The following is a 25,261-nucleotide window of genomic DNA, read 5'->3' as shown; positions in this document are numbered from 1 at the left end:
GCGTAAAAACACTAAGAAAATCGTATCTATTGGGCGACTTTCTGTACAGGCGTCTCAGGCCCTGTCTTTTTTGGCATGACTGGCTTCAATTTCGCACAGGCAAGTGCCGCCTGAAGTGCGGATTCATTCGTCAGGTAGATGACATGTGTATAAGAAGCCTGCATGTTCAGCATCTTTTCATACATGATTTTGTCTACCTTAGATAGTTGAGCCAGGCGCTTTTTTGTCATTGAAGACACGGTATTATCACATTTTACTGACTGCACCCGCGTTACGCATAACTCGGTTTTCTCTTCACGCAGATGGCCGGCAATGTTCTGACGCAATGATTTGTACAAAAAATCTTTTTCATTGATAAACACCAGCTTTCTGTCTGACTTTCGCTGACAATGTATAACACCACGCTGCGCAGATTTTGTTTTCAACAAGGACTGCAGCAAAGCAGACTTCGGTTTAGATTGGCCCTGATCGGCGAAGAAGCCGTGCAACGGTGCAATATTTTGTTCTTGCGTAAATGGATACAAATCCTGCGACGATTCGTCAATATAGAGGGTTTTAATTCTGTCTAGTAAAAAGCGATTGGCAACGCAAATAACACTGGCAGAGGGGTGATGACGCATCGCCAGCTCCCAGATAAACCGTTGCATCATACGCTGACGCCGGCCAGAATCTTTGTTGCGAAAATAACTGGCGTTCGCCTCTAAAAACTGAACGATCGTTTGCTCAACTTTCGCCCCGTCAGGTAGCTTTAATCGCAATAACCCACTCTTCTCGCAATAATAAATGACATCGTAGCGTTCATTTTTAATTCGGAATTCCGGCACGCTGACTTTAACCTGTAGCGCGAGTTTTTCCTTGCCCGGTGGTTCGGTAAGATGAAGGCGCATTCCGTGGCCTGAAATATCCGTTAATCTGGCATTTACAGAACTCAATAAACCGAGCTTAAGTGATGCGGGTTTATCAATATCATAGCGCGGCTCCTGTCTTCTCTCGAGGCCATCCTCTACAACAAAATCAATTTTACTACGACACGTATCTGCGAGTAACTTGCTATGAACAGGCCCAAGCTGACAGGGATCCAGCAGTACCTGAGGACCAAGTCGGCTGGTGATATCAGTATAAAAAAGCATATGGCTCAGGTTATCCAAATCCGGATATTCTGATCGTGATATATCGTGCGTCGCAAATGCTACCTTTTTATTTGACGCATCCAGTTCGGTAAGCCGGCAGTGAAAGCACTGCATATTTTTATCCCGGCATAACAGATACATAACAGGCGTAAATAAATTGAATTCCAGAAGTTGACGGTGTGTGGCCTCGATATTCAGATCACCCTGTTTGGTCTTGATAGTGCCACGGAAAAAGAATGCTTCTGAAAATATTGTCAGCTCATCCAGAAGTGCTGCGAAGTTTGTTTTTCCTTCAAACGCCTGCAAAGAGGCGTAACCTTTATTTTGTTTGCTATTAGCATTTGTAAAAAGGGCCAAAGCAGGCTCAAGGCCGCGCTTACCGGCTTTTAGTGCTATAGCTACCCATGGACTATTCAGAAGTACGCGATCGCGTTCCAAATCCTGCAGGGCGCGCTCTACTTCCAGCTCTCTTTTGAGCGGCTGTTGATAGGCTGCATTTTTGATATACCGCGTTAACTGACCCGGTATCTTGTCGTCGTTATCTTCAGTTAATTCAAAATGCGTCTCATACTTTTCTGTTTCCTTATTAAAACAGACTTTGCCCAGCATATAATGAAGAGGTACTTCCTTTCCGGTTGAACCAAACACTTCTGGCAACTGAAATTGATAAACTTTACCTTTTTCTACCTTCGGCGGTCGCTTGCTTTCGAGCATCATTGTATCACTTGAAAGTGCACCCACCGTAAAGTGACGTCCTTTCTCAAACTCAGTACAAGCAACCTGAAAGTTAGGGGCAATCGCGATGTCATCGCCAAACTGGATATCTTTTAGTGATTGCGTTTCTACCGTAAACGCATCGACAATTTTTTTGTACTGCTCTTTTTTAATATGGGCCTGATAAAAGTCGGAATTGGTAATCGATTCAAAAACACCGACTGTGTAGCGATTCTGATAGAGCGTCGACTCGGTTTTTAATATATGCGCGCCCACTTTATCCAGACGCATATCTACACCAAAATGCTTGAATTTAATAACGGGAAACTGTGCAAAAGCAGAATTATCTGCCGGGGCATCGGTTAGGGAAGACAGCCTGACGACCTCGTCACGAATAACTTTTCTGACGCTGCTGGGAATCCGCATAGAGAAACGGTTAAGTCCTTCCAGCAATCGGTTATCTTGTTCGTAAGGTATCAAGGCCCGAATGAGAGCCTGATATTGCTTTATAATTTTTTCTTCTTCACCAGGCATGACGCAATACTAATATTTTGGTCGTAGCCTACTAAATATATAACCCTTTCATTAGAGTGGTCAACAGATATACGACTGACCATTAGTCTAATCAACTGGTATCTTTCAGATACAAAAAAGCCGCAATCGTAATTGCGGCTTTTTTAAGTTCGGTTATTTAAGCAATTGAGGCGTCAACACGTTCCCGCAACTCTTTACCAGGCTTGAAGTGAGGCACGTATTTACCGTCTAGCTCGACGGTTTCTCCCGTTTTGGGATTGCGGCCTGTTCTTGGTGCCCGATAATGTAAAGAAAAGCTCCCAAATCCACGAATTTCTATACGCTCGCCTTTTTGCAGCGTTTGCGCCATCTGCTCGAGGATTTCTTTGATCGCCAGCTCTAAATCTTTGGCAGGAAGGTGACGATATTGATCCGCGAGCCGCTCAATCAGTTCCGACTTGGTCATAAAAACCTCTTTGTCATTAAATGTTTAAACAGCTACTTTCAATCAATATACGCCAGATTAACTAATCTGGCGCACCTTTATTGCATTATTCGCCTTTAGCAGCTTTAAATGCTTCTGCCATTGCGCTTCCGAAACCACCATCGTCTTGCTGGTTAACTTTTTCGATAGCTTCTTTTTCATCAGCCTGATCTTTCGCTTTAACAGACAGATTTACTGTACGGTTTTTGCGATCAACGCCCATGAACTTCGCTTCGATAGACTCACCAACATTAACAACTTCAGATGCATCTTCTACACGGTCACGTGCTAAATCAGCAACACGGATATAACCGTCTACTTCTTCAGCAAGATTAACTGTAACGCCTTTCGCGTCAACAGCAGTCACGGTACCGTTTACGATAGTGCCTTTCTTGTTGGTTGCCAGATACTGGTTGAACGGGTCTTCCTCAATCTGCTTAACGCCCAGAGAGATACGCTCACGCTCAGGATCGACCTGAAGGACTACTGCAGAGATTTCATCGCCCTTCTTGTAGTCACGAACCGCATCTTCGCCAGATTTATTCCAGCTGATGTCAGATAAGTGAACCAGACCATCGATGCCGCCTTCAAGACCGATGAAGATACCGAAGTCAGTGATTGACTTGATCTTACCAGTAACTTTGTCACCTTTTTCGTGTGACTTAGCGAACTCTTCCCAAGGGTTAGCAATACACTGCTTAAGACCCAGAGAAATACGACGACGTTCTTCATCAATTTCAAGAACCATAACTTCAACAGTGTCACCCAGGTTAACAACCTTAGAAGGGTGAATGTTTTTGTTTGTCCAATCCATTTCTGAAACGTGAACCAGACCTTCAACACCGTCTTCGATCTCAACGAAACAACCGTAGTCAGTCAGATTAGTAACCTGACCAGAGATCTTAGTGCCTTCTGGGTAACGCTGAGAAATATCCTGCCAAGGATCGTTGCCCATCTGCTTCATACCCAGAGAAACGCGCTGCTTCTCTTTGTCGAACTTCAGGACTTTAACGTTGATTTCGTCACCAACATTCACGATTTCACTTGGGTGCTTAACACGCTTCCAAGCCATATCAGTGATATGCAGCAGGCCGTCAACACCACCCAGATCTACGAATGCACCGTAGTCTGTAAGGTTCTTAACGATACCTTTGATTTCATGACCTTCTTCAAGGTTAGCCAGCAGAGACTCACGCTCAGCACTGTTTTCAGCTTCGATAACAGCACGGCGAGAAACAACAACGTTGTTACGCTTCGCATCAAGCTTGATAACTTTAAACTCAAGCTCTTTACCTTCAAGGTGAGTAGTATCACGTACCGGACGAACGTCTACCAGAGAGCCTGGCAGGAACGCGCGAACACTGTTAACTTCAACAGTGAAACCGCCTTTAACTTTACCGTTGATAACACCTGTGATGGTTTCTTTCTCTTCATACGCTTTTTCAAGCTCAACCCACGCTTCATGGCGTTTGGCTTTTTCACGAGAAAGGATAGTTTCACCGAAACCGTCTTCAACCGCATCAAGTGCAACATCAACAGAATCGCCGATTTCGATTTCTAACTCGCCTTCAGCGTTTTTAAATTGGTCTGCTGGGATAGCACTTTCTGATTTTAAGCCTGCATCTACCAGTACGATGTCTTTATCGATAGAAACAACAGTACCTTTAACGATAGAACCTGGACGAGTCTCTAGTTCCTGTAGGCTTTCTTCAAAAAGTTGTGCAAAATTTTCAGTCATAAGGTCAATAATAATTAAATAGTTAAATCCACACTACATTCCGGCTAATGTGGGGTTATTAAAATTTGTCACTACATCCATATTGCGACTAGCTGCTCTGGGGGCTATGCACTCACACGGTTTTAAGGCGGGAGGAGATAACTTCCATCGCTTTTTCAAAGACCTGGTCAATATCCAGATCCGTCGAATCTATTACAATTGCATCTTGAGCAGGCACCAGTGGCGCAACAGAACGTTGTGTGTCACGCTTATCACGAGCCTCAATATCGCTCAAAAGGCGCGCAATATTAACATCTGCACCCTTTTCTTTCAACTGGTCGTAACGTCTCTGCGCCCTTGCCTGTGCGCTGGCGGTAAGAAAAATTTTAACCGGTGCGTCAGGAAAAACTACTGTCCCCATGTCTCGTCCGTCCGCGACCAACCCAGGATCATCCTGAAAAGCTCGCTGGCGACGAAGTAACGCTTCGCGAACGCGCGGCAGCGCGGCGACTTTTGAGGCCACTGCACCAATCTGCTCAGTGCGGATGTCATCAGTAACATCCTCACCTTCCAGAATAATGCGGGTAGACTCTTTATCAGTTTCAAAACTGACATCCAGGCCGGTGGCTAACGGGACGATAGACTCTTCGTCATCATCCGGTAAATCATGATGTAAGGTGGCTACGGCTAATACGCGGTATATGGCGCCGCTATCAAGAAAGTGCCAACCAAGTTTCTCAGCAAGCAAACTACTAAGCGTCCCTTTACCTGCCCCGCCCGGGCCGTCAACCGTGACTACGGGAATCGGATGCATACCTGCTCCAGTTATATTAATAAAAGGTTAAAAATCGGCGGCAATTATACGCGGTTAGTCGGCTTTAGCAATGGCAGATGAACATGCACCTGCCATTAAACAGATACCTACGGTCTGTTTATATTCTAGCCGATATTACTGTACAACCGCTTAAATCTTTCAAAATAGTCAGGAAATGTTTTCGCGGTACAACCCGGATCATTGATAGTAACCGGTGTATCACTTAGCGCGACCAGTGAAAAACACATCGCTACACGGTGGTCATTGTAGGTATCAATTTGCGCATGCTTAAGTGATTCTGGTGGAGTGATACATATGTAATCCTCACCTTCCTCAACGACGGCGCCAACTTTCTTAAGTTCAGTCGCCATGGCATGTAAGCGGTCAGTTTCTTTCACCCGCCAGTTATAAATATTGCGGATACAGGTTGTGCCACTGGCAAACAGCGCTGTCGTAGCAATCGTCATGGCGGCATCGGGTATATGATTCAAATCCATATCAACGCTTTGCAGCGGCGCGCCGGTTACTTCAATGTATTGCTCATGCCAGGTGACATTTGCGCCCATCTTTTCAAGTACTTCGGCAAAGCGAATGTCCCCCTGAACGCTATCTTTACCCACGCCTGTCACTTTAACTGTACCGCCTTTTATAGCACCGGCGGCTAAAAAATAAGAAGCGGACGATGCATCACCTTCAACCATGAATTTACCCGGTGATCGATACCGCTGACCCGCTGAAATATAAAATTCAGCATAATCATGGTTTTCAACTATCACGCCAAATTTAGCCATGGTGTCTAACGTGATATCAATATACGGTTTGGAAACCAGTTGGCCCTTTATGCGTATTCTGGTGGCGTCTCCAAACAACGGCGCGGCCATTAACAACGCCGTTAAAAACTGACTGGACACACTGCCGTCAACATCAATGGTGCCGCCCTGAAGCAACTTGCCTTCAATGGATAGTGGTGGGTATCCTTCTGTTTTAAGATAGGTGATATTTGCCCCGGCCTGACGAAGGCTATCGACCAGATCTTTGATCGGGCGCTCCTCCATTCTCGGTTCGCCGGTTAATTCTACCTGCACATCGCTGGCAGCCAGCGCCGCACAAAGCGGACGCATGGCTGTTCCGGCGTTACCCAGAAAGAGTGATAAATGCCCTGTTTTTGAAAAACCGCCGGCCAGGCCCTGCACCTCACACACCGTCTTATCGTCGCTAAGCGTAAAGGTCACACCTAATTCTTTCAGTGCAGAGAGCATGTGACGAATATCATCACTATCCAGAAGATTGGTAACAGTCGTGGTGCCTTCGCTTAGCGCGGCAAGCAGAAGCGCCCGGTTGGACAGGCTTTTAGAGCCCGGAACATTTACCTCGCCACTGACCTTTGCAATTGGATCCAGAGTAAGTTGTTCCATATGATTATCCGTGTTTACGTTCAAATTCAGACATAAAGTCGACCAGCGCCTGTACACCTTCAAGCGGCATCGCATTGTATATGCTCGCGCGCATGCCGCCGACAAAGCGGTGGCCTTTTAACGCTTTCAGCCCAGCTTCATCAGCCATCGCCAGAAACTTATCATCCAGTGAAGGATCAGCCAGCTGAAAAGGAACGTTCATTTTAGAGCGGCAAGACGCATGCACTTGCGAGCGGTAAAAGTCTGACTGGTCAATGGCACCGTATAACAGCTGCGCTTTGTGATTATTGCGTTTTGCAATATCCTCGACCCCGCCTTCCTCTTTAAGCCATTCAAAAACCAGCCCGGCCAGATACCAGGAAAATGTCGGCGGCGTGTTATACATTGAATTATTATCTGCAGTCTGGGTGTAATCCATAAAAGATGGGGTGACACTTTGTGCCTTGCCAAGTAAAGACTCATGAACGATCACCACTGCCAGGCCCGACGGACCAATATTCTTCTGTGCACCGGCATAGATAATTCCATAGCGGCTTACATCGATGGGCTGTGACAAAATTGTCGAAGACATATCAGCAACCAGCGGCACGCTTCCCGCCTCTGGCAACCAGTCAAATGCTATACCGTCGACAGTTTCGTTAGGGCAAAAATGCAAATAGGCAGCGCGCTGGTCAATGTCTGATGGTTCAGGCTGGGCAACATACGCTTTACCGTCCTTTTGCGTGGTTTCACCAATCACCACGGCCTTGTTGAACTTGTTGGCTTCGTCAACGGCCCCTTTTGACCAGGAGCCTGTCACCATATGCAGTGATGTATCCGCTGAGGAAGATATATTAAGGGGCACTGCGGCGAATTGTCCGCGACCGCCACCCTGCATGAATAAGACTTTATAATCATCGGGAATGGCCATCAAATCGCGTAAATCCTGTTCTGACTTTTCAGCCATCTCAACAAAGTCTTTTCCACGATGACTGATTTCCATGACAGATGTTCCTCCGTCACGCCAGTTAATCAGTTCGTCTTGCGCGCGCAACATGACCGAAGGCGGAAGCATTGCCGGACCGGCACTGAAATTAAAAACCCGATTCATTAATTATTCATACCTATAAACAAAACAAGCGGCACGAAGCCGCTTGTTAACTAAAAGATCAATACATTATCCTGACTGGCAGAATAACGCACCTACTCCTGTGCTGGCTTCTCATCGTTGCCTGATAATGGCGCATCTTCAGCAGTCTCTACTGCCACGACCTCACCATTTTCATCCAGCACAACTTTATCTTCGACTTCTTCAATTCGCTGCAGACCTACGACAAACTCGTCCTGTGCTGTGCGAATCAGCCTTACGCCCTGCGTATTACGACCAACCACAGATACTTCACCAACACGCGTGCGCACCAGTGTCCCCTGATTACTGATAAGCATAATCTCATCAGAATCATCGACCTGAACAGCGCCTACAACCTTACCGTTACGCTCGGAAACTTTGATCGACACCACGCCTTGGGTCGCCCGGCTCTTAGCAGGGTAGTCTGCCAGAGGGGTACGTTTACCGAAGCCGTTCTCCGTAGCGGTCAGTACAGCACCCTCGCCCCGAGGGACAATCAGTGACACCACACGCTGGCCTTCCTGAAGTTTAATACCACGAACCCCTGTGGCTGTTCTGCCCATCGGGCGCAGCGCCAGCAGTTCATCACCGGTTTCAGGATCACGTTTCACTTCGCCGGTTTCTGAGTCGCGCAGTTTCTCGTTGAAACGCACAACTTTACCCTCATCACTGAACAGCATGATATCGTCGTCGCCGTGGGTAATCGCAACGCCAATCAGCTCATCACCTTCATTCAGATTAACCGCAATAATACCGCTTGAACGAGGACGTGAATAAAGGCTCAAATCTGTCTTTTTCACGGTACCGTTAGCAGTGGCCATCAATACATACTTACCCTCTTCAAACTCTTTGATAGGCAAGATGGCGGTGATTCGTTCATCGGCCTCTAGTGGCAGAATGTTCACGATGGGACGACCACGGGCGTTACGGCTGGCAAACGGCAACTGATACACTTTAAGCCAATACAGACGGCCGCGAGTGGAGAAACACAGAATGTGGTCATGGGTGTTAGCGACCAGCAAGCGCTCGATGATATCCTCGTCTTTCATCTTGGTTGCTGATTTACCTTTACCACCACGGCGCTGGGCTTCGTAATCAGACAACTTCTGATACTTGACATAGCCTTCGCGCGACAGGGTTACCACCACATCTTCTTGTTCGATCAGATCTTCTATATCAATATCATGGCTGGCTGCGGTAATTTCAGTACGACGTTCATCGCCAAATTCTTCGCGGATTTTTTCCAGTTCTTCACGAATAACTTCCATCAAACGTTCAGGAGAACGAAGGATATAAAGTAACTCTGCGATCTGCTCCAGCAGTTCTTTATATTCGCCCAGAATTTTTTCATGCTCCAGGCCGGTCAGCTTATGCAGACGTAAATCAAGAATGGCCTGGGCCTGTTGCTCGGTCAGGAAGTACTTGCCATCCCGAATACCGAATTCCGGCAATAACCAGTCGGGACGTGCGGCATCATCACCGGCACGATCCAGCATTTCAGCAACATCCCCCAGGTTCCAGCCCTGTGCAACCAATGCCTGTTTAGCTTCAGCCGGACTTGGCGACGCTTTAATCAGCTCAATAATCGGATCGATGTTGGCCAGCGCGATTGCCAGGCCTTCAAGGATATGAGCGCGGTCACGGGCTTTACGCAGTTCATAGACAGTACGGCGAGTCACTACCTCACGGCGATGCAACACAAAGCATTCAAGCACTTCTTTTAAGTTGAATACTTTTGGCTGGTTATTATCCAGCGCCACCATGTTTATGCCAAAAACAGTCTGTAACTGCGTATTGGCGTACAGGTGATTAAGCAGAACTTCAGCGGACTCGTTACGCTTAACTTCAATAACAATGCGCATGCCGTCTTTGTCTGACTCATCGCGCAGTGCAGAAATCCCCTCAATACGCTTTTCTTTTACCAGCTCGGCAATTTTCTCAATAAGGCGGGCTTTATTGACCTGATAGGGAATTTCATTAACAACGATGGTTTCTTTACCGTTGTCTTCGGTTTCAATTTCCGCTCTAGCACGCAAATAAATCTTGCCGCGACCAGTACGGTACGCATCTTCAATACCTTTACGACCGCTGATTTGCGCCGCGGTAGGAAAATCCGGCCCCGGGATGTGCTGCATCAAATCGTCGATGGAAATATCCGGATCTTCAATCAATGCCACGCAGCCATTAATAACTTCAGTCAGGTTGTGAGGCGGGATATTTGTCGCCATCCCTACCGCAATACCTGATGAGCCGTTAACCAGAAGATTAGGGACTTTGGTCGGCAATACTTCCGGTATTTGTTCGGTACCATCGTAGTTAGGCACAAAGTCGACGGTTTCTTTATCCAGATCAGCCAGCAATTCGTGCGCTATTTTGGCCATGCGTACTTCGGTGTAACGCATAGCAGCTGCTGAGTCACCATCGACTGAACCGAAGTTACCCTGCCCGTCAACCAGCATATAACGTAGTGAGAATGACTGCGCCATACGAACGATTGTGTCGTATACCGCGGAGTCACCATGAGGATGGTATTTACCGATTACATCACCAACTACACGGGCTGACTTTTTATATGGTTTGTTGAAATCGTTTTTCAGCTCGTTCATCGCAAACAATACGCGACGATGAACCGGCTTCAGGCCGTCACGCACATCCGGAAGTGCACGGCCAACAATAACGCTCATCGCATAGTCGAGATAGGAGGTTTTCAGTTCCTCCTCTATATTGACGGGGAGAATTTCTTTAGCGTTATCAGACATAAACTGCTTTTTCCCTTAACTTAGGTTTAGTGTGCGCTTATTTTCAATAAGCCCCAGAAACAGCAACAGGCTGAACGCGCACATTCTTATTATTGGGGCGGTAGAACAATCCTCGAGTGTACCACCGCCGGGACAAATAATGTAGCGGTTAATCATCTCAAAAGACAAGCCTGATGTTAAGCGGCTATTTTTCATCCACACAGGTCGGCCGACTGCACTTAACGATGCCAATTACCGGTCATTTACGCTATGTTATGCCAACTTATTTGCCGAAAGGACTGCACCATGTCTAATGTTGATGAACAGGAAATTTCAAAATTTGGCGAACTCGCTTCTCGTTGGTGGGATACAGAAGGTGAGTTCAAACCTCTGCATATGATTAATCCTCTGCGAGTAGACTTTATCGCTCAACATACTGACGGTCTTTACGATAAAAAGGTGGTCGATGTTGGCTGTGGTGGCGGTATTCTGGCCGAATCAATGGCCAGGATGGGCGCCAGTGTTACCGGCATCGATATGGCAGAGGCATCCCTTGAGGTCGCACGTTTACACGGTCTGGAGTCTGGCGTCTCGGTGGACTATCAATGTATTACCGCTGAGGCCCTCGCCAGTCAGCACCCAGGCGAATTTGATGTGGTTACCTGTATGGAAATGCTTGAGCATGTTCCTGAGCCGGCCTCCGTCGTACAGGCTTGCGCTACTTTGGTAAAACCTGGTGGCCATGTTTTCTTCTCAACACTTAACCGCAATCCTAAAGCCTATCTGATGGGCATTTTGGGCGCTGAATATATTCTTGGGTTGGTACCTAAAGGGACCCATCAGTACAACCGTTTCATCCGGCCTTCAGAGCTGATGACAATGACGGACCAAAGTAACCTGACCACGCGCCATGCTACAGGTTTGCACATGAACCCGCTCACGCAACGTTTTTATCTGTCCGATAAGAATATTGACGTCAACTACATGTTGCATACGCAACTTGCATAAAACACTACATGTAGTAGGTTGTGCAATTTTTAGCACTATATGTCGTAAAATTATAATATAAAGCAAAAATAGAATAATAAATTTATGTTACGGATCTTTCGTTCAAAATTGCTTGCATTCTGGATAAATTACGCTTGTAAAATCCTTTTAGGTTAGTCATCACTAACCTAAAAATGTTATCGGTTTGATCGCTGTTTTAAGCACCAGATATTGGGTTGCATTAAGGCTTAAACCTCACTATCTTGTGCTTATTCTCATTCTCTTGGCTATCAGCGTCACTGGGCTTTGTCCAGGGCGAACAGGGATATGTGGTAGCAGGAAAAAGATGGATGATAGTGAATAGCAAGTGTGACCATTTGTTTATTCACATGCGTGAATAATAAAAATCTCAAACTCACGGGCTTTGCCCACGCACAAAGCGCTAACAGACACAACGGCCAGTACAAATGAATAACGATTTACTCGTCACCAAACGTAACGGTGAACAAGAGCCCATTGATTTAGAAAAAATTCATAAAGTCATCACCTGGGCGGCAGAAGGACTTGATAACGTATCGGTCTCGCAGGTAGAAATAAAAGCGCAAATTCAGTTTTACGATGGTATTAAAACCAGCGAAATTCACGAAACGCTGATCAAGTCAGCTGCAGACCTCATCTCTACTGATGCGCCCGATTACCAGTATCTTGCTGCACGTCTGGCAATATTTCACCTGCGCAAAAAAGCGTATGGGCAGTTTGAACCGCCAGCGTTATACCAGCACGTAGCTAAAATGGTGGATACTGGCAAATACGATACACACCTGCTTGAAGATTATACGCCTGAAGAATTTGCGCAGATGGACACGTTCATTGACCATTGGCGTGATATGAATTTCAGCTACGCCGCTGTTAAACAATTGGAAGGCAAGTATCTGGTACAAAATCGCGTAACCGGCGATATTTACGAAAGCGCCCAGTTTCTTTATATGCTTGTTGCAGCCTGTCTGTTTGCTAATTACCCAAAAGACACGCGACTGGATTATGTTCGTCGTTTTTATAATGCAGCGTCGACATTTAAACTTTCTCTGCCTACCCCTATCATGTCTGGTGTACGCACCCCAACCCGTCAGTTCAGCTCTTGTGTATTAATTGAAACCGGCGACAGCCTGGATTCCATCAATGCCACAGCCTCTGCGATTGTTAAGTATGTTAGTCAGCGTGCGGGTATTGGCGTAAACGCGGGCCGTATTCGTGCTTTAGGTAGCCCCATTCGTGGCGGTGAAGCGTTCCATACCGGCTGTATTCCGTTTTATAAGTACTTCCAGACCGCGGTAAAAAGCTGCTCACAAGGCGGCGTACGTGGCGGTGCCGCTACGCTGTTTTACCCGCTATGGCATATGGAAGTTGAGTCACTGCTGGTACTTAAAAATAACCGTGGTGTTGAGGAAAACCGGGTCAGACATCTTGATTACGGCGTACAGTTCAACAAGCTGATGTACCAAAGAATGATGAAGGATGGCTACATCACACTATTCAGCCCGTCTGATGTGCCGGGTCTTTATGATGCGTTTTTCGCCGATCAAGAAAAATTCGAAGCATTGTATGTGCAGTACGAAAATGATCCTTCTATCCGTAAGAAGCAGATCAAAGCGATGGAGCTGTTCAGCTTGTTTATGCAGGAGCGTGCCTCTACCGGCCGTATCTATCTGCAGAATGTTGATCACTGTAATACTCACAGCCCGTTCGATCCTAAAGTTGCCCCAGTGCGCCAGAGCAATCTTTGCCTTGAAATTGCACTGCCAACCAAGCCGCTTCAGCACGTTAACGATGAAGAAGGCGAAATTGCATTGTGTACCCTCTCTGCATTTAACTTAGGTGCAATAAAATCGGTTGATGAGTTTGAAGAGCTTTCAGACCTGGCAGTTCGTGCACTGGACAGCCTGCTGGATTACCAGGATTATCCGGTACCCGCTGCTTATAACGCGACGATGAACCGTCGTACATTGGGTGTTGGTGTTATCAACTTTGCCTACTTCCTGGCGAAAAATGGCGTTAAATACTCTGACCACAGCGCAAACGGCCTGGTTCATCGCACCTTTGAAGCCATGCAGTACCACCTGCTTAAAGCGTCCAACAATCTGGCGAAGGAAAAAGGGGCCTGTCCTAAGTTCAATGAGACCACTTATGCACAGGGCATCATGCCGATTGATTCTTACAAAAAGGATCTGGATTCGGTATGTAATGAGCCTTTGCATATGGACTGGGATGGATTGCGCGAAGATATTAAAACGCATGGCCTGCGCAATTCAACGTTGTCTGCACTTATGCCGTCTGAGACATCGTCTCAGATTTCAAATGCAACCAATGGTATTGAGCCACCGCGCGGACATATCAGCATTAAATCAAGTAAAGACGGCATTCTGAAGCAGGTTGTGCCTGAATACGAAACACTCAAAGATAAATATGAGCTGTTGTGGGATATTCCTTCGAATGATGGTTATCTGCAACTGGTTGGTATTATGCAGAAGTTTATTGACCAAACGATTTCGGCCAATACTAATTATGACCCGGGCAAATATGATAGCGGCAAAGTTCCGATGAAATTGCTGTTAAAAGATTTGCTTACCGCGTACAAACTGGGCGTTAAGACCCTTTATTATCACAACACCCGTGATGGCGCTTCTGATGCCAGCTCTGTTGAAGCCAAAGCGCAACAACAGAAGCCTCAGGCACAGGAAGCTGTAATGGTTGAGGATGATGATTGTGCAGGTGGTGCGTGCAAAATATAGCACGCTCCATCGGCCGGGACTGATGTATCACTACAGAATTAGGTAAAACGGGACTTATGAAATACACCACTTTCAACCAACAAAGCGTTAACTCGCTTTCTGAGCCAATGTTCTTCGGGAATCCGGTTAATGTGGCACGGTATGATCAGCAAAAACATTCTATTTTTGAAAAGCTGATAGAAAAGCAAATTAGTTTTTTCTGGCGTCCTGAGGAAGTGGATGTCAGCCGTGACCGTGTCGATTTTCAAAAACTGACCGATCCGGAAAAGCATATTTTTATTTCAAATCTGAAGTATCAGACGCTGCTGGACTCCGTTCAGGGCCGTAGCCCGAATATTGCCTTTCTACCTATTATCTCTTTGCCTGAGCTAGAGACATGGGTAGAAACCTGGTCATTTTTTGAGACGATTCATTCTCGCTCGTACACGCATATTCTGCGAAATCTTTTCTCTGATCCCAGTGATATCTTCGATGATATCGTGGTTAATGACGAGATAAAGCGTCGTGCCTCTGACATTTCCCGTTATTACGACGACTTGATATTTGCCACTCAGCTTTGGCAAACACAGGGCGAAGGAACGCATACGGTTGATGGTGAAACCCATGTCATTAATCAGCGTGAGCTGAAAAAGAAGCTGTATCTGTGCATGAACTCTGTGAATGCGCTTGAAGCGATCAGATTCTACGTGTCCTTTGCCTGCACCTTTGCTTTTGCAGAACGAAAGCTGATGGAAGGTAACTCTAAAATTATTCGTCTGATTGCCCGTGACGAAAACCTTCACCTTACATCGACCCAGCATATTCTGAATATCTGGGCTAAAGGTAAGGACGATCCTGAAATGGCTGAAATTGCAGAGGAATGCAAAGACCAGGCGCGAGAGATCTTCATGTGTGCCGTTGCCCAGGAAAAAGAATGGGCTGACTATCTGTTTAAAGATGGTTCGATGATTGGTCTGAACAAGCAAATTCTGTGTGAGTATGTAGAATACATTGCTAATCAGCGTATGGCGGCAATCGGACTGGATACCCCATTTGACGTGAAAAGCAACCCGCTACCATGGATGAACAATTACCTGAATTCCGACAATGTTCAGGTTGCCCCGCAGGAATCTGAAATCAGCTCTTACCTGGTCGGTCAGATTGACTCCAGTGTCAGCGAAGATGATTTTGCCGACTTCGAGCTTTAAACACTTTCATGTCCAACTCTGATGAACGGTTCCACATCGATATTGTCGATGTGGGGCCCGTCTCAGCGTCTACAGACAAAACCTTATTAGAGACAATAGAAGCACACAATATCGATGTGCATTTTCACTGTCGGGAAGGATTTTGTGGCGCATGCAGAACCAAGTTACTGTGCGGAAAGGTAAGTTACACGACTGATCCCCTGGCATACATTGACGACGATGAAATACTTCCTTGTTGCTGTATCCCTACTTCTGCGCTAAAAATTGATATACCCCGATAGCCTTTATTGGCTTAATTCGCGTTACTGCGAAAGTAAATTACCAAGCCTATACCACTGAGCGTAACCGTTGCAGCGAGCAGCATCTGCACGGTCAGTAATTCATCCAGTACCAGCCACCCCATTATCATCGCAATAACAGGCACACTTAGCTGAACAGTGGCAGCGAGCGACGCGCTTAGCGAAGGCAACGCGGTATACCAGATCGCGTAACCCGCCCCTGACGCCACGGCCCCTGAAAGTATTGCCAGAACAATCCCACCAACAGGCAATGTTTCAGACATACCAAAAGGAATAAGTAACGCAATAAGCGGTACGCATCTGACAAAGTTGCCCGCCGTCATCAGTAAAGGCCGGTTCGCCGATTTTCCGATGAGCGAGTAAACGCCCCAGGCAATACCTGCACTTACCATCAATAACGCGGGGATAACAGGTGGGACTGTGGCACCGGGCAAAAAGAGAATAAAAAGACCCGCTACTGCCATAAAAAAGCCCAGCCATTGCAGCACCGAGAAGGTCTCACCCTTTCTTATCGCCTGTAAAAGCATGGTGATCTGGACAGCACCGAAAAGTAAAAGCGCGCCGGTGCCGGTGTTCATCGAGACATAGGCAAACGAAAACCCGGTAGCATAGATAAACAAACAGATAGCGCCAATCCAGGACCCTTGTACGTCTCGTCTTTGACGGGTGAGCGCCACCAACAAAAATAAAAAAGCAGCACCACTGACCAGCCTGATGGCGGTAAAGGCGGCGGGAGAAATACCGGTAGATACCAATGCCATACGACAAAGTAATGAATTCGCAGCAAACGCCAGCATTGCAATAGTGGTCAGCAAGGCGACTCGAATATCCAGGGTAAGATGCACTGCAAATTCCTCATTAAAAAAGGGGAACGACAGTTCCCCTTTTCGGTGTAATCACATCAAGGCTACAGTTTAAGACCCAGACGCTCAGCAACTTCTATATACGTTTCAACTACAGAGCCAAGCCCCTGACGAAAACGGTCCTTATCCATTTTATTCCGGGTTTCCTTATCCCACAGGCGGCAGCCGTCAGGCGTAAATTCGTCACCCAACACGATGTTACCCTCGCCATCAACGCCAAACTCAAGTTTATAGTCAACTAACATCATCCCTGCCTCGTCGAACAGAGATTTTAAAACTTCGTTGACACGGAAGGTCAGGCTTTTCATTTGGACAATCTGATCTTCCGACGCCCAGCCAAACGAAATTATATGGTAATCATTGACCATTGGGTCGTGAAGCGCGTCATTTTTAAGGAAGAATTCAAATACCGGTGGATCCAGTAATGTGCCCTCTTCCACGCCCAGGCGTTTCACTAACGAACCTGCCGCGACATTTCTGACAACACACTCAACAGGGATCATGTCGAGCTTTTTAACCAAAGAGTCGTTGTCAGACAGCAATGCTTCAACCTGCGTAGCAATACCGGCATCTTCAAGTTTGCTCATAATAAAATGATTAAACTTGTTATTTACCTCACCCTTGCGTTCCAGTTGTTCAATTTTCTGCCCGTCAAAGGCCGATGTGTCGTTTCTGAAATGCAGAATCAACTTATCAGCGTCGTCAGTCAGATATACGGTTTTGGCTTTACCACGATAAAGTTCTTCGCGCTTTTCCATCTTAGTCTCAGTCTTAAATGTCCAGGTTATCTTGGGTCATAACCTCAGAAAAGGGGTCATACAAATCAGTCACTTCTTTAGCGGTAAATGGCTGACTCTCATCATTCATGAATGTCACGACAGTATTCTCACCGCTACGCGCTAGCTGCAATCGATAATCACCTTCATCAAGCAGCTCGCTGTCGCCAGAAAATAAATTGTTCCACCATCCATCGTCATCGCCGTTAAAGGTGACGAAAAGCAAGCCGGTAGATTTATCCAAATCTTTTACATCAAAGCCAAGTTTGCGCAGAACCAGCAACATGCGAGGCCAGACAACATCATACTGTCCTTTGACAAGAATGGCCGGTTCGCCGTCCTTGTTAAAGCTCATTTCCGTTTGCAGTCCCTGACGAATCTCTGCAATCCGGCGGCTGTTGTCCAATTGAATCTGGTATTCGTAATGCGAAATGACTTCATTAAGGATATCGACTTCTTCACGATGGCGCGCAAAATCATTGATATCTCTTACGGTGTTATCACCACGTTGCTGCTCAAATTCCACCAGCTCGGTACGAAGTGAGGCGGTGCGGCCATGGGGTTTGACATCCAGAATAAATTTGAACCGACGCTTTTTCTCAGCATCGATATCTGATGACCACGCATACCAGGGGCTGTCTTCGTCTTCGACTTCTTCAGACAGAACAAACCACTCCGTAATCAGAACATTCTGGGCTTCATTAAACTGGCTGATGCCCACATTTTGTTTATCCAGAAAGCTTTTCACTGCATTCCATATTGCCTGATTCAGTGGTTGACGATCATCGACCTGATCGAATGTCACCACCGCGCCTTCGCTTCCCTCCTGAACATGAGAGCCGGTTACCAGCGGATGAACCAGCGCTGGAGAGATTATCCGTAAATCACGACCAACCAGGCCTTTATCAGCACCATTCCCCAACGTAGGCAAAGCATACTCATCTGAAAACTCAGGCTGATTCAATTCCTCAGGCACCTGCATCTTAGGGTGCTGTTGCGCTTTAAGATACTTATAACTACCGGTTGCAGTACTCTTTTCCAGTTGGCTTGAACATCCGGCAAGGGACAGCACAACAAGACCACTTACCAAAGCCAGGGATTTACTCATTGATATTCCTTCTTAACCTTTTAACAGGGCGTGTTGTTTTAATAGTTCTTCGATATGTTTTTGACTGGCAAGTTCCGGTAAAACCATCGGCAAGCGTAAATTAGGGCTGTTGATCATACCCATTTTATACAGTGCCCATTTTGGCAGAACCGGATTAGGCTCAATGAACAACGCCGTGTGAAGCGCATTAATAGGTTTGTCGATTTCGCGGCAACGTAATTGATCGTCATTTAATGCCGCTTCGCACATTTTTGCAATTGCATTTGGCACGACATTGGCCGTGACAGAGATAACACCATGTCCGCCCTGACATAAAAACTCACAGCTGGTTGCATCATCGCCACTTAAAAAGACAAAATCACTGTCAACCAGCGCCTGCATGTCTTTTAGCCGCTCCATATCGCCGGTGGCATCTTTAATCCCAACGATATTTTTATGTTTAGCAAGTTCAGCTACCGTTTCAGGTTGCATGTCGGCGACCGTACGTCCCGGCACGTTGTACAGCACAACCGGTATATCCGTGGCATCAGCTATGGCATTGAAATGCGCAACCATTCCCGCTTGTTGAGGTTTATTGTAATAGGGAACGACACTGAGAAAGCCATCAACACCAACACCGGCCATTTGCTGACTTAAAAAGATTGCCTCGGCAGTGGAATTGGCGCCCGCGCCGGCCATGACCGGAATTTTTTTATCGACCATTTTCACCGTCTGGCGTACAACCTCAACGTGCTCATCGAAAGGCAGCGTAGGCGACTCACCGGTCGTGCCTACCGCAACAATACCATGCGTCCCCTGCTCAATATGAAAATTGATCAGACGTTCAAGCGCCGGATAGTCAACGTCGCCGTTATCATGCATCGGCGTAATTAGTGCAACATAACTGCCTTTAAACATAGTGTCTCCGCGTTTGGTGAGCGCACATGTTAATTATTCACCCTGCTAAAAACAAGCATATAGCCGGGTTTATTTAGACTATTTACCTGCCGGCTTGTACTGGTAACATAAAAAACCTCTGTGCTAACATCGATGCATAAAAAATTCAGATACACTGTCTATGAAGCAGCAACTTATCGTCACCATTTTAGGTACTGACCGCAGCGGCATTCTCAGCGAGATTTCATCGCTGGTGAGTGAAACCCGATGCAATATCCTGGATAGCCGTCAGGCCATCTATGGAAAAGAGTTTTCACTTACAATGATTCTTGAGGGCAATCATACCGCCATCACGAAAACCGAATGTCTTTTACCTCCTCTTTGTCAGCGACTGGATCTTCTGTCAATGATGAAGCGCACCAGTCATCATGAAAAACAAAATCTGGAGCACCTTTTCGATGTTGAATTTACCGGTGCTGATGCAGAAGGACAGATAAAAGCAGTAACAGGCTTTTTCGCTGATCGTCACCTTTCCATTAGTGCGTTCAGGCAACGGGTTAGTACAGATCCTGACAGCGGTCAGCAAACGATGCGATGTAAGTTTGTGGTTAATGCCTCGACAGAAATTGACTTTGCACAGTTGCAATCTGATGTAATGGCCTTATTTGACTCTTTATCCTTAACCGGAAAAGTGGTCGATAAATCAAATAAGGAGTCTTATGAAAATGCTACAGGCTGGTGATAAAGCACCACAATTCACCCTTCAGGATCAAAACGATGACGCTGTTTCACTGTCGTCTTTTGAGGGAAAAAAAGTATTAGTTTATTTTTACCCTAAAGCGATGACTCCTGGCTGCACAACTCAGGCGCAGTGCCTGCGTGATTCTAAGGACGCTTTGGACAAACACAATGTTGTGGTTCTGGGTATCAGCCCTGATCCGGTAAAGCGGCTGCCTAAGTTCATCGAAAAGGAAAACCTGAACTTTACGTTACTATCGGATGAAGATCATGCGGTAGCTGAAGCGTTTGGTGTATGGGGTCCGAAGAAATTTATGGGCAAAGAGTATGATGGCATTCATCGCACCAGCTTCATGATTGATGAGAAAGGCAACATTGAACATGTGTTTGATAAATTTAAGACCAAAGAACATCATGATGTGGTGTTGGACTATCTAAACCAATAGTAAAAAAGGCGCCCTGAAAGTTTCAGGGCGCCTGATGGTTATCAGTCGTTGTTTACGCGGAAGGACAATGTGCCCCGCTATGCACCCAGGCCTCAAATAGCTCACCGAAGGACTTCTGCGTACCCGGCGCAGGTTCGCGTCCTTCGCCCGGTTTCCAACCCCAACCGACTAAATCGTCCTTTGCCATGTGGTGAATCATTTCTTCCATCGTTTTGTTGCCGTTTCTTTCTTTATCTTTAATTTGCTCACATATTTGCGTCAGCGATTTACCGACCCACGCCATCTCAATGGGCGCCAGATGCCACTTGGGATTGCCGGGCACCGACTTAATATCCTTCGCCTGGGCCGCTAATGTCACATTTTCACTTTGATGGCATGTGTTACATTCCATGCCCGGTGTACCGAAGTTGGCCGGTCCGCGCTCAACCGGCGGTTCATGCACCGTCATGTCCATCCCCTGAAGCGGCTGGTTGCCAGCCGGATGACAGTTCATGCATCTGGGATGTTGTATCACTTTGCCCAGTTCTTCAAACATTGCGGCAGAGCGCTTCTCTTCGTTATTAATATCCGCAAAATCTTGTGCTGAACGCAAAGATTCGGCTGGTGTGCCCGCCGCTGATTCTGATGACGAATCCTGCCCGGAGTAAGCAATAAGAGGCAGTGACAGGATGCCCGCAACGGTTAACCATTGTAGTGTTTTCATGCTAATCCCCTCAGGCTTTTTCATAACGGTTGATTGGAAGACGTCTGACGGGCTTGCCTGTCAGCCTGCGCCATGCATTGGCCACAGCAGGTCCAATTGGTGGCACACCAGGCTCTCCTACACCGGTCGGCGATTCACCGGACATCACTACATCAACTTCCACGTGCGGCATTTCATTAATCCGAAGGCTTCTGTAATCATGGAAATTCGATTGTCTTACTTTGCCGCCCTCGTCCAGTTCAATTTCGTCAAACAGTATCGCGCCCAGGCCAAATCCTACGCCGCCCTCCATTTGTGCCCGGATTGTGTCCGGATTGACCGCAACGCCACAATCTACTGCGACATAGACATTGTGTACACGCGGGCAACCATCCTCACCCACAGACACATCTGCCACCTCGGCAACATAGGTACTAAAGCTTTTATGCACAGCGATACCACGTTGTCGTCCCTGTGCAAGCGGCTTATCTTTTATCAGTTTCGCAACAGCCTTCAATACACCCGCCTCGCGACTTTCTTTTGGCAGCAGTGCTAGTCGTCCGTCAATGGGATCTTTACCCGCTTTTTGTAACAACTCATCCAAAAAGGCTTCTACCACAAAGCCGGTATGGGTATGACCAACCGAGCGCCACCACAGTACAGGCACTTTGGCGGTCGTGTTATGAGAAAAAACATTCAGGTTTTCGATTTTGTATGGCAGGTCTGATGCGCCTTCCACACTGGTCTCATCCAGTTCATCCTTTTTCATCAACGGCTGGCCGGCGATCACCTGATCCCACCCGACGATTTCCCCATTACTATCGAGATACCCTTTGATTTTATGAATGAACAACGGGCGATAAAAGCCCCCTTGAATGTCGTCTTCACGGGTATGCAGGTGCTTGACCGGTCGCTGCATCCCCGACGCTTTAAATACTTCTGCCGCCTCTCTCATATAGGGCGAACCGAACTGTGCCCGGCGACCAAAACTGCCACCGGCCAGCTGTATTTCCATGTGAACATTTTCAGCAGGAACACCTGTAATTTCGGAGATTGCCTGTTTGTCCTGACCGGGAAACTGGGCACCATTAAAGCAGGTAATACTGCCATCTTCATTTTTTTGCAGCACAGCATCAAGGGTTTCCATCGGCGCGTGAGCAAGATAAGGAAATATAAATTCAGCCTCGATAACCTCCAGATCATCCCGGGCAGCTAATCCGGCGACATCGCCACGTTTAGTAGCCTCAAAACCCGTTTTTTTCATCTGCTCACGGTAATCTGCAATGATTTCATCAGAAGAGCGCTGCTCTGCGTTACTGGTGTCCCACTCAATATCCAACGTCGCTTTTGCCTGCAAAGCACTCCACGTATCTTCTGCAAATACAGCTACACCCTGGGAAACGGGCTTAATATCCACAACGCCCTTAATTTTTCTGGCCTTTTTATCATCCACCCGTTTTACGCTGGCGTTGAAGTAGGGTGCCCGTGCGACCACGGCCACCAATACATTGTCAGGATAATGGTCGAGGGTAAAAAGCGCTTTTCCATCGGTTTTGTCCGGCGTATCCAGGCGCGTTTTTTTCGCGCCAATGATAGTAAAGTCAGCGGGATCCTTAAGTTTGACATCTGTCGGCGGCGTGAGCATCGCCGCATCTTCTGCTAACTCACCATAAGTTGCCTGACGATTGGAGGCAGGATCACTGACAATACCACCAACGACTTTCAGACTATTGGTGGGCACCTGCCACCGCGCAGCGGCAGCAGCAACTAACATCGCCTTTGCAGTGGCACCGGCGCGACGAAACTGCTCGTACGAATTGGCAATAGCCGTAGAACCACCCGTACCTTGCATACCAAAGACATTGTTGGCGTAAATTGTATCATCTGCAGGCGACGCCGTGGCGCGCATCTGAGACCAATCGGCATCCAGTTCTTCAGCCACCAGCTGGGTCAGCCCGGTATACGGCCCCTGTCCCATCTCCAGGTGTTTTGATAAAACGGTAACAGTGTTATCCGGTGACACGATCACAAAAGCATTCAATTGTTTCTGATCAGTCTTAGCCCCCTGGGCCAGCGAGGTTTTGCCGCTTAATGCCATCGCTTTGGGAGCCAGCGCAAACCCGATAACCAGGCTGCTGCCAGCCAGAAAATGCCTTCTGGATTGATTTTCGACCGAATTCATTCGCTTTCCTCCATCTGCTGTGCCGCAGTATGAATAGCCTGACGAATACGCTGATAGGTGGCACAACGGCATATATTCCCCGCCATCGCGCCATCAATATCTTCATCTGTGGGATTTGGCTTTTGCTTAAGCAATGCAACCGCAGACATGACCTGACCGGACTGGCAGTAGCCACATTGCGGGACGTCTGTCTCTATCCAGGCGGTGTGAATTGCGTTAGCTTCTTTACCATCAACGCCCTCGATGGTTGTGACACGCTGATCTGCAATCGTTGATACGGGTGTGACACAGCTTCGTTTGGTCATGCCGTTAACATGCACGGTACACGCACCACATTGCGAGATTCCGCAGCCATATTTTGTACCGGTAAGTCCGGCGCGGTCTCTGATTACCCATAACAATGGGGTTTTGGGGTCGCCATCAAACTGAATGGTCTGGTTATTGAGCGTAAATGCGATCACGGAATTCTCCTTATCTGGCATGCCCCAATACATCAGAAAAAGGGAATAACCTTGATTAAATCAAGGTTTATACTGACGAAACATAAAGATAGATTTACTGAGAAGACGAGTTGGCATGTTGCTTAATGACCCTCCCAAGGATGAGTCATTAAGCAAACAGGTCAGGCAGGATGATGTTGCGCCGGAGGATTGCTGCTCCACGCAGTAATTAAGGCTTTGACGAGTGTCGCCAGCGGAATGGCAAAAAACACGCCCCAGAAGCCCCATAGCCCACCGAAAAAGAGCACTGCGACAATAATGTAGAGTGGGTGCAGGCTGACCGCTTCAGAAAACAATAACGGCACCAGTAAGTTTCCATCAAGCGCCTGAATAATGCTGTAGGCGATCATCAGATACCAGAAGTCAGGCGTAATCCCCCACTGAAACATGGCGACCACGGCAACCGGAATGGTTACCACGGCTGCGCCGATATATGGTATCAGCACCGAAAGCCCCACCAGCACGCCCAGTAACATGGCATAACGCAAGTCCATCAGCACAAAGGTAATACAGGACACAGCGCCGACGATAACAATTTCAATAACTTTGCCGCGAATGTAGTTGGCTATCTGTGTGTTCATTTCCTGACCGACCTGCGTAATCAGACGCCTTTCACGGGGAAGTACAGAGGAGATACTATGGACAAAAAACATCTTGTCCTTGAGCATAAAAAACACCATTAGCGGGACGAGGATCAGATACACCAACAATGCAGCCACATCGCCCAATGAGCTGACTGACGCGGAGATAAGTTGTTCACCCACCTCTACCAGCTTATCGTTCAACCCTTCCATCATCTGATGAATCTGATAAACCTGCACATAATCAGGGTATTTTTCGGGCAAGGTGAGAATCCAGTCCTGCGCTTTTTGCCAGATCAGCGGGGTTTCCTGAATGAGATTGATGCTTTGCCGTGAAATTACCGGCATCAGCCCCACCAGCAGTAGGATGCTGATAATGACAAATCCCATAAGCACCAGTACGCAGGATATGGTTCGCCCCAACCCGAATCTGACCATCCGACTGACCGGCCAGTCGAGCAAATAAGCGATAACTGCAGCTATCAACACAGGCATGATAAGCTCGCCCCACAGCAATAAGGCTGCGGTGGTCAGGATTATCAGAATCAGCAGCATGGCTGCATCCGGATCAGAAAATTTACGGCGGTACCAACGTCCGAAGACGCTTATCAAAC

At 47.2% G+C, this 25,261-nt stretch carries 20 protein-coding genes and 1 pseudogene; 6 read left to right on the top strand and 15 right to left on the bottom strand.

The window, feature by feature from the left end; translation table 11 throughout:
• Positions 1-26 precede the first annotated feature (26 nt).
• From HHX48_RS01505 to gyrA, 7 genes and pseudogenes are all read right to left on the bottom strand, one after another.
• Positions 27-2,378 carry a PilZ domain-containing protein gene (locus HHX48_RS01505; protein ID WP_191021869.1) on the bottom strand — a complete coding sequence of 784 codons (2,352 nt, stop codon included), beginning with the start codon at positions 2,376-2,378 and terminating at the stop codon, positions 27-29.
• A gap of 157 nt (positions 2,379-2,535) precedes the next feature.
• Positions 2,536-2,823, bottom strand: coding sequence for an integration host factor subunit beta (gene ihfB, locus HHX48_RS01500; protein WP_018981830.1), 288 nt, complete (start codon positions 2,821-2,823; stop codon positions 2,536-2,538).
• Between the two features lie 85 nt (positions 2,824-2,908).
• On the bottom strand, positions 2,909-4,579 hold the full coding sequence (gene rpsA / locus HHX48_RS01495; RefSeq protein WP_191021868.1) for a 30S ribosomal protein S1: 1,671 nt from the start codon (positions 4,577-4,579) through the stop codon (positions 2,909-2,911).
• 112 nt (positions 4,580-4,691) lie between these two features.
• Positions 4,692-5,372, bottom strand: coding sequence for a (d)CMP kinase (gene cmk, locus HHX48_RS01490; RefSeq protein ID WP_139756148.1), 681 nt, complete (start codon positions 5,370-5,372; stop codon positions 4,692-4,694).
• Positions 5,373-5,497: 125 nt separating this feature from the next.
• Positions 5,498-6,787, bottom strand: a complete 1,290-nt coding sequence (aroA, locus tag HHX48_RS01485) for a 3-phosphoshikimate 1-carboxyvinyltransferase (protein ID WP_191021867.1) — start codon at positions 6,785-6,787, stop codon at positions 5,498-5,500.
• A 4-nt stretch (positions 6,788-6,791) separates the two neighbouring features.
• The gene (serC, locus tag HHX48_RS01480) at positions 6,792-7,877 is read right to left on the bottom strand and encodes a 3-phosphoserine/phosphohydroxythreonine transaminase (RefSeq protein ID WP_191021866.1); all 1,086 of its coding nucleotides are present in this window, start codon (positions 7,875-7,877) and stop codon (positions 6,792-6,794) included.
• 260 nt (positions 7,878-8,137) lie between these two features.
• Positions 8,138-10,579: pseudogene (gene gyrA, locus HHX48_RS01475) on the bottom strand (DNA topoisomerase (ATP-hydrolyzing) subunit A); the annotation flags it as partial.
• 360 nt (positions 10,580-10,939) lie between these two features.
• Between gyrA and ubiG the strand changes: the two are divergent.
• From ubiG to yfaE, 4 genes are all read left to right on the top strand, one after another.
• A complete protein-coding gene (ubiG, locus tag HHX48_RS01470; RefSeq protein ID WP_191021864.1) occupies positions 10,940-11,641 on the top strand; it encodes a bifunctional 2-polyprenyl-6-hydroxyphenol methylase/3-demethylubiquinol 3-O-methyltransferase UbiG in 702 nt (233 codons plus the stop codon).
• 446 nt (positions 11,642-12,087) lie between these two features.
• Positions 12,088-14,409, top strand: coding sequence for a class 1a ribonucleoside-diphosphate reductase subunit alpha (nrdA, locus tag HHX48_RS01465; protein WP_191021863.1), 2,322 nt, complete (start codon positions 12,088-12,090; stop codon positions 14,407-14,409).
• Between the two features lie 56 nt (positions 14,410-14,465).
• Positions 14,466-15,596, top strand: coding sequence for a class Ia ribonucleoside-diphosphate reductase subunit beta (nrdB, locus tag HHX48_RS01460; RefSeq protein WP_191021862.1), 1,131 nt, complete (start codon positions 14,466-14,468; stop codon positions 15,594-15,596).
• Between the two features lie 8 nt (positions 15,597-15,604).
• The gene (yfaE, locus tag HHX48_RS01455) at positions 15,605-15,877 is read left to right on the top strand and encodes a class I ribonucleotide reductase maintenance protein YfaE (RefSeq protein WP_191021861.1); all 273 of its coding nucleotides are present in this window, start codon (positions 15,605-15,607) and stop codon (positions 15,875-15,877) included.
• 11 nt (positions 15,878-15,888) lie between these two features.
• On the opposite strand, the gene HHX48_RS01450 is transcribed toward yfaE, so the two are convergent.
• From HHX48_RS01450 to dapA, 4 genes are all read right to left on the bottom strand, one after another.
• Positions 15,889-16,740, bottom strand: coding sequence for a DMT family transporter (locus HHX48_RS01450; protein ID WP_317983464.1), 852 nt, complete (start codon positions 16,738-16,740; stop codon positions 15,889-15,891).
• A gap of 62 nt (positions 16,741-16,802) precedes the next feature.
• The gene (gene purC / locus HHX48_RS01445; RefSeq protein ID WP_191021860.1) at positions 16,803-17,516 is read right to left on the bottom strand and encodes a phosphoribosylaminoimidazolesuccinocarboxamide synthase; all 714 of its coding nucleotides are present in this window, start codon (positions 17,514-17,516) and stop codon (positions 16,803-16,805) included.
• Positions 17,517-17,529: 13 nt separating this feature from the next.
• Positions 17,530-18,642, bottom strand: coding sequence for an outer membrane protein assembly factor BamC (gene bamC / locus HHX48_RS01440; RefSeq protein ID WP_191021859.1), 1,113 nt, complete (start codon positions 18,640-18,642; stop codon positions 17,530-17,532).
• Positions 18,643-18,654: 12 nt separating this feature from the next.
• Positions 18,655-19,539, bottom strand: a complete 885-nt coding sequence (gene dapA / locus HHX48_RS01435) for a 4-hydroxy-tetrahydrodipicolinate synthase (protein ID WP_191021858.1) — start codon at positions 19,537-19,539, stop codon at positions 18,655-18,657.
• 160 nt (positions 19,540-19,699) lie between these two features.
• Here dapA and HHX48_RS01430 point away from each other — a divergent pair, with 160 nt between their 5' ends.
• Both HHX48_RS01430 and bcp read left to right on the top strand, forming a co-directional pair.
• A complete protein-coding gene (locus HHX48_RS01430) occupies positions 19,700-20,260 on the top strand; it encodes a glycine cleavage system protein R (RefSeq protein ID WP_191021857.1) in 561 nt (186 codons plus the stop codon).
• Entirely contained in the window at positions 20,238-20,702 is a 465-nt protein-coding gene (bcp, locus tag HHX48_RS01425) for a thioredoxin-dependent thiol peroxidase (protein ID WP_191021856.1), read from the top strand. The genes HHX48_RS01430 and bcp overlap by 23 nt, the downstream gene beginning before the upstream one ends.
• Before the next feature lie 52 nt (positions 20,703-20,754).
• On the opposite strand, the gene HHX48_RS01420 is transcribed toward bcp, so the two are convergent.
• The 4 genes from HHX48_RS01420 to HHX48_RS01405 all read right to left on the bottom strand — a co-directional run bounded on the left by HHX48_RS01420 (position 20,755) and on the right by HHX48_RS01405 (position 25,259).
• Positions 20,755-21,405 carry an Isoquinoline 1-oxidoreductase subunit gene (locus tag HHX48_RS01420; protein ID WP_191021855.1) on the bottom strand — a complete coding sequence of 217 codons (651 nt, stop codon included), beginning with the start codon at positions 21,403-21,405 and terminating at the stop codon, positions 20,755-20,757.
• A gap of 10 nt (positions 21,406-21,415) precedes the next feature.
• Complete coding sequence (locus HHX48_RS01415) at positions 21,416-23,566, bottom strand: xanthine dehydrogenase family protein molybdopterin-binding subunit (RefSeq protein ID WP_191021854.1); 2,151 nt, start codon at positions 23,564-23,566, stop codon at positions 21,416-21,418.
• Positions 23,563-24,027 (bottom strand): (2Fe-2S)-binding protein, encoded by a 465-nt coding sequence (locus tag HHX48_RS01410; protein ID WP_317983463.1) that lies wholly within the window; start codon positions 24,025-24,027, stop codon positions 23,563-23,565. The genes HHX48_RS01415 and HHX48_RS01410 overlap by 4 nt, the downstream gene beginning before the upstream one ends.
• 161 nt (positions 24,028-24,188) lie before the next feature.
• Positions 24,189-25,259 (bottom strand): AI-2E family transporter, encoded by a 1,071-nt coding sequence (locus tag HHX48_RS01405; protein ID WP_191022581.1) that lies wholly within the window; start codon positions 25,257-25,259, stop codon positions 24,189-24,191.
• Positions 25,260-25,261 lie beyond the last annotated feature (2 nt).

The organism is Salinimonas profundi (genome assembly GCF_014750655.1).
Taxonomy (GTDB): Bacteria; Pseudomonadota; Gammaproteobacteria; order Enterobacterales; family Alteromonadaceae; genus Alteromonas; species Alteromonas profundi_A.
Note: the sequence above shows the minus strand (reverse complement) of the source record. Positions and strands in the feature narration are given on the sequence as shown.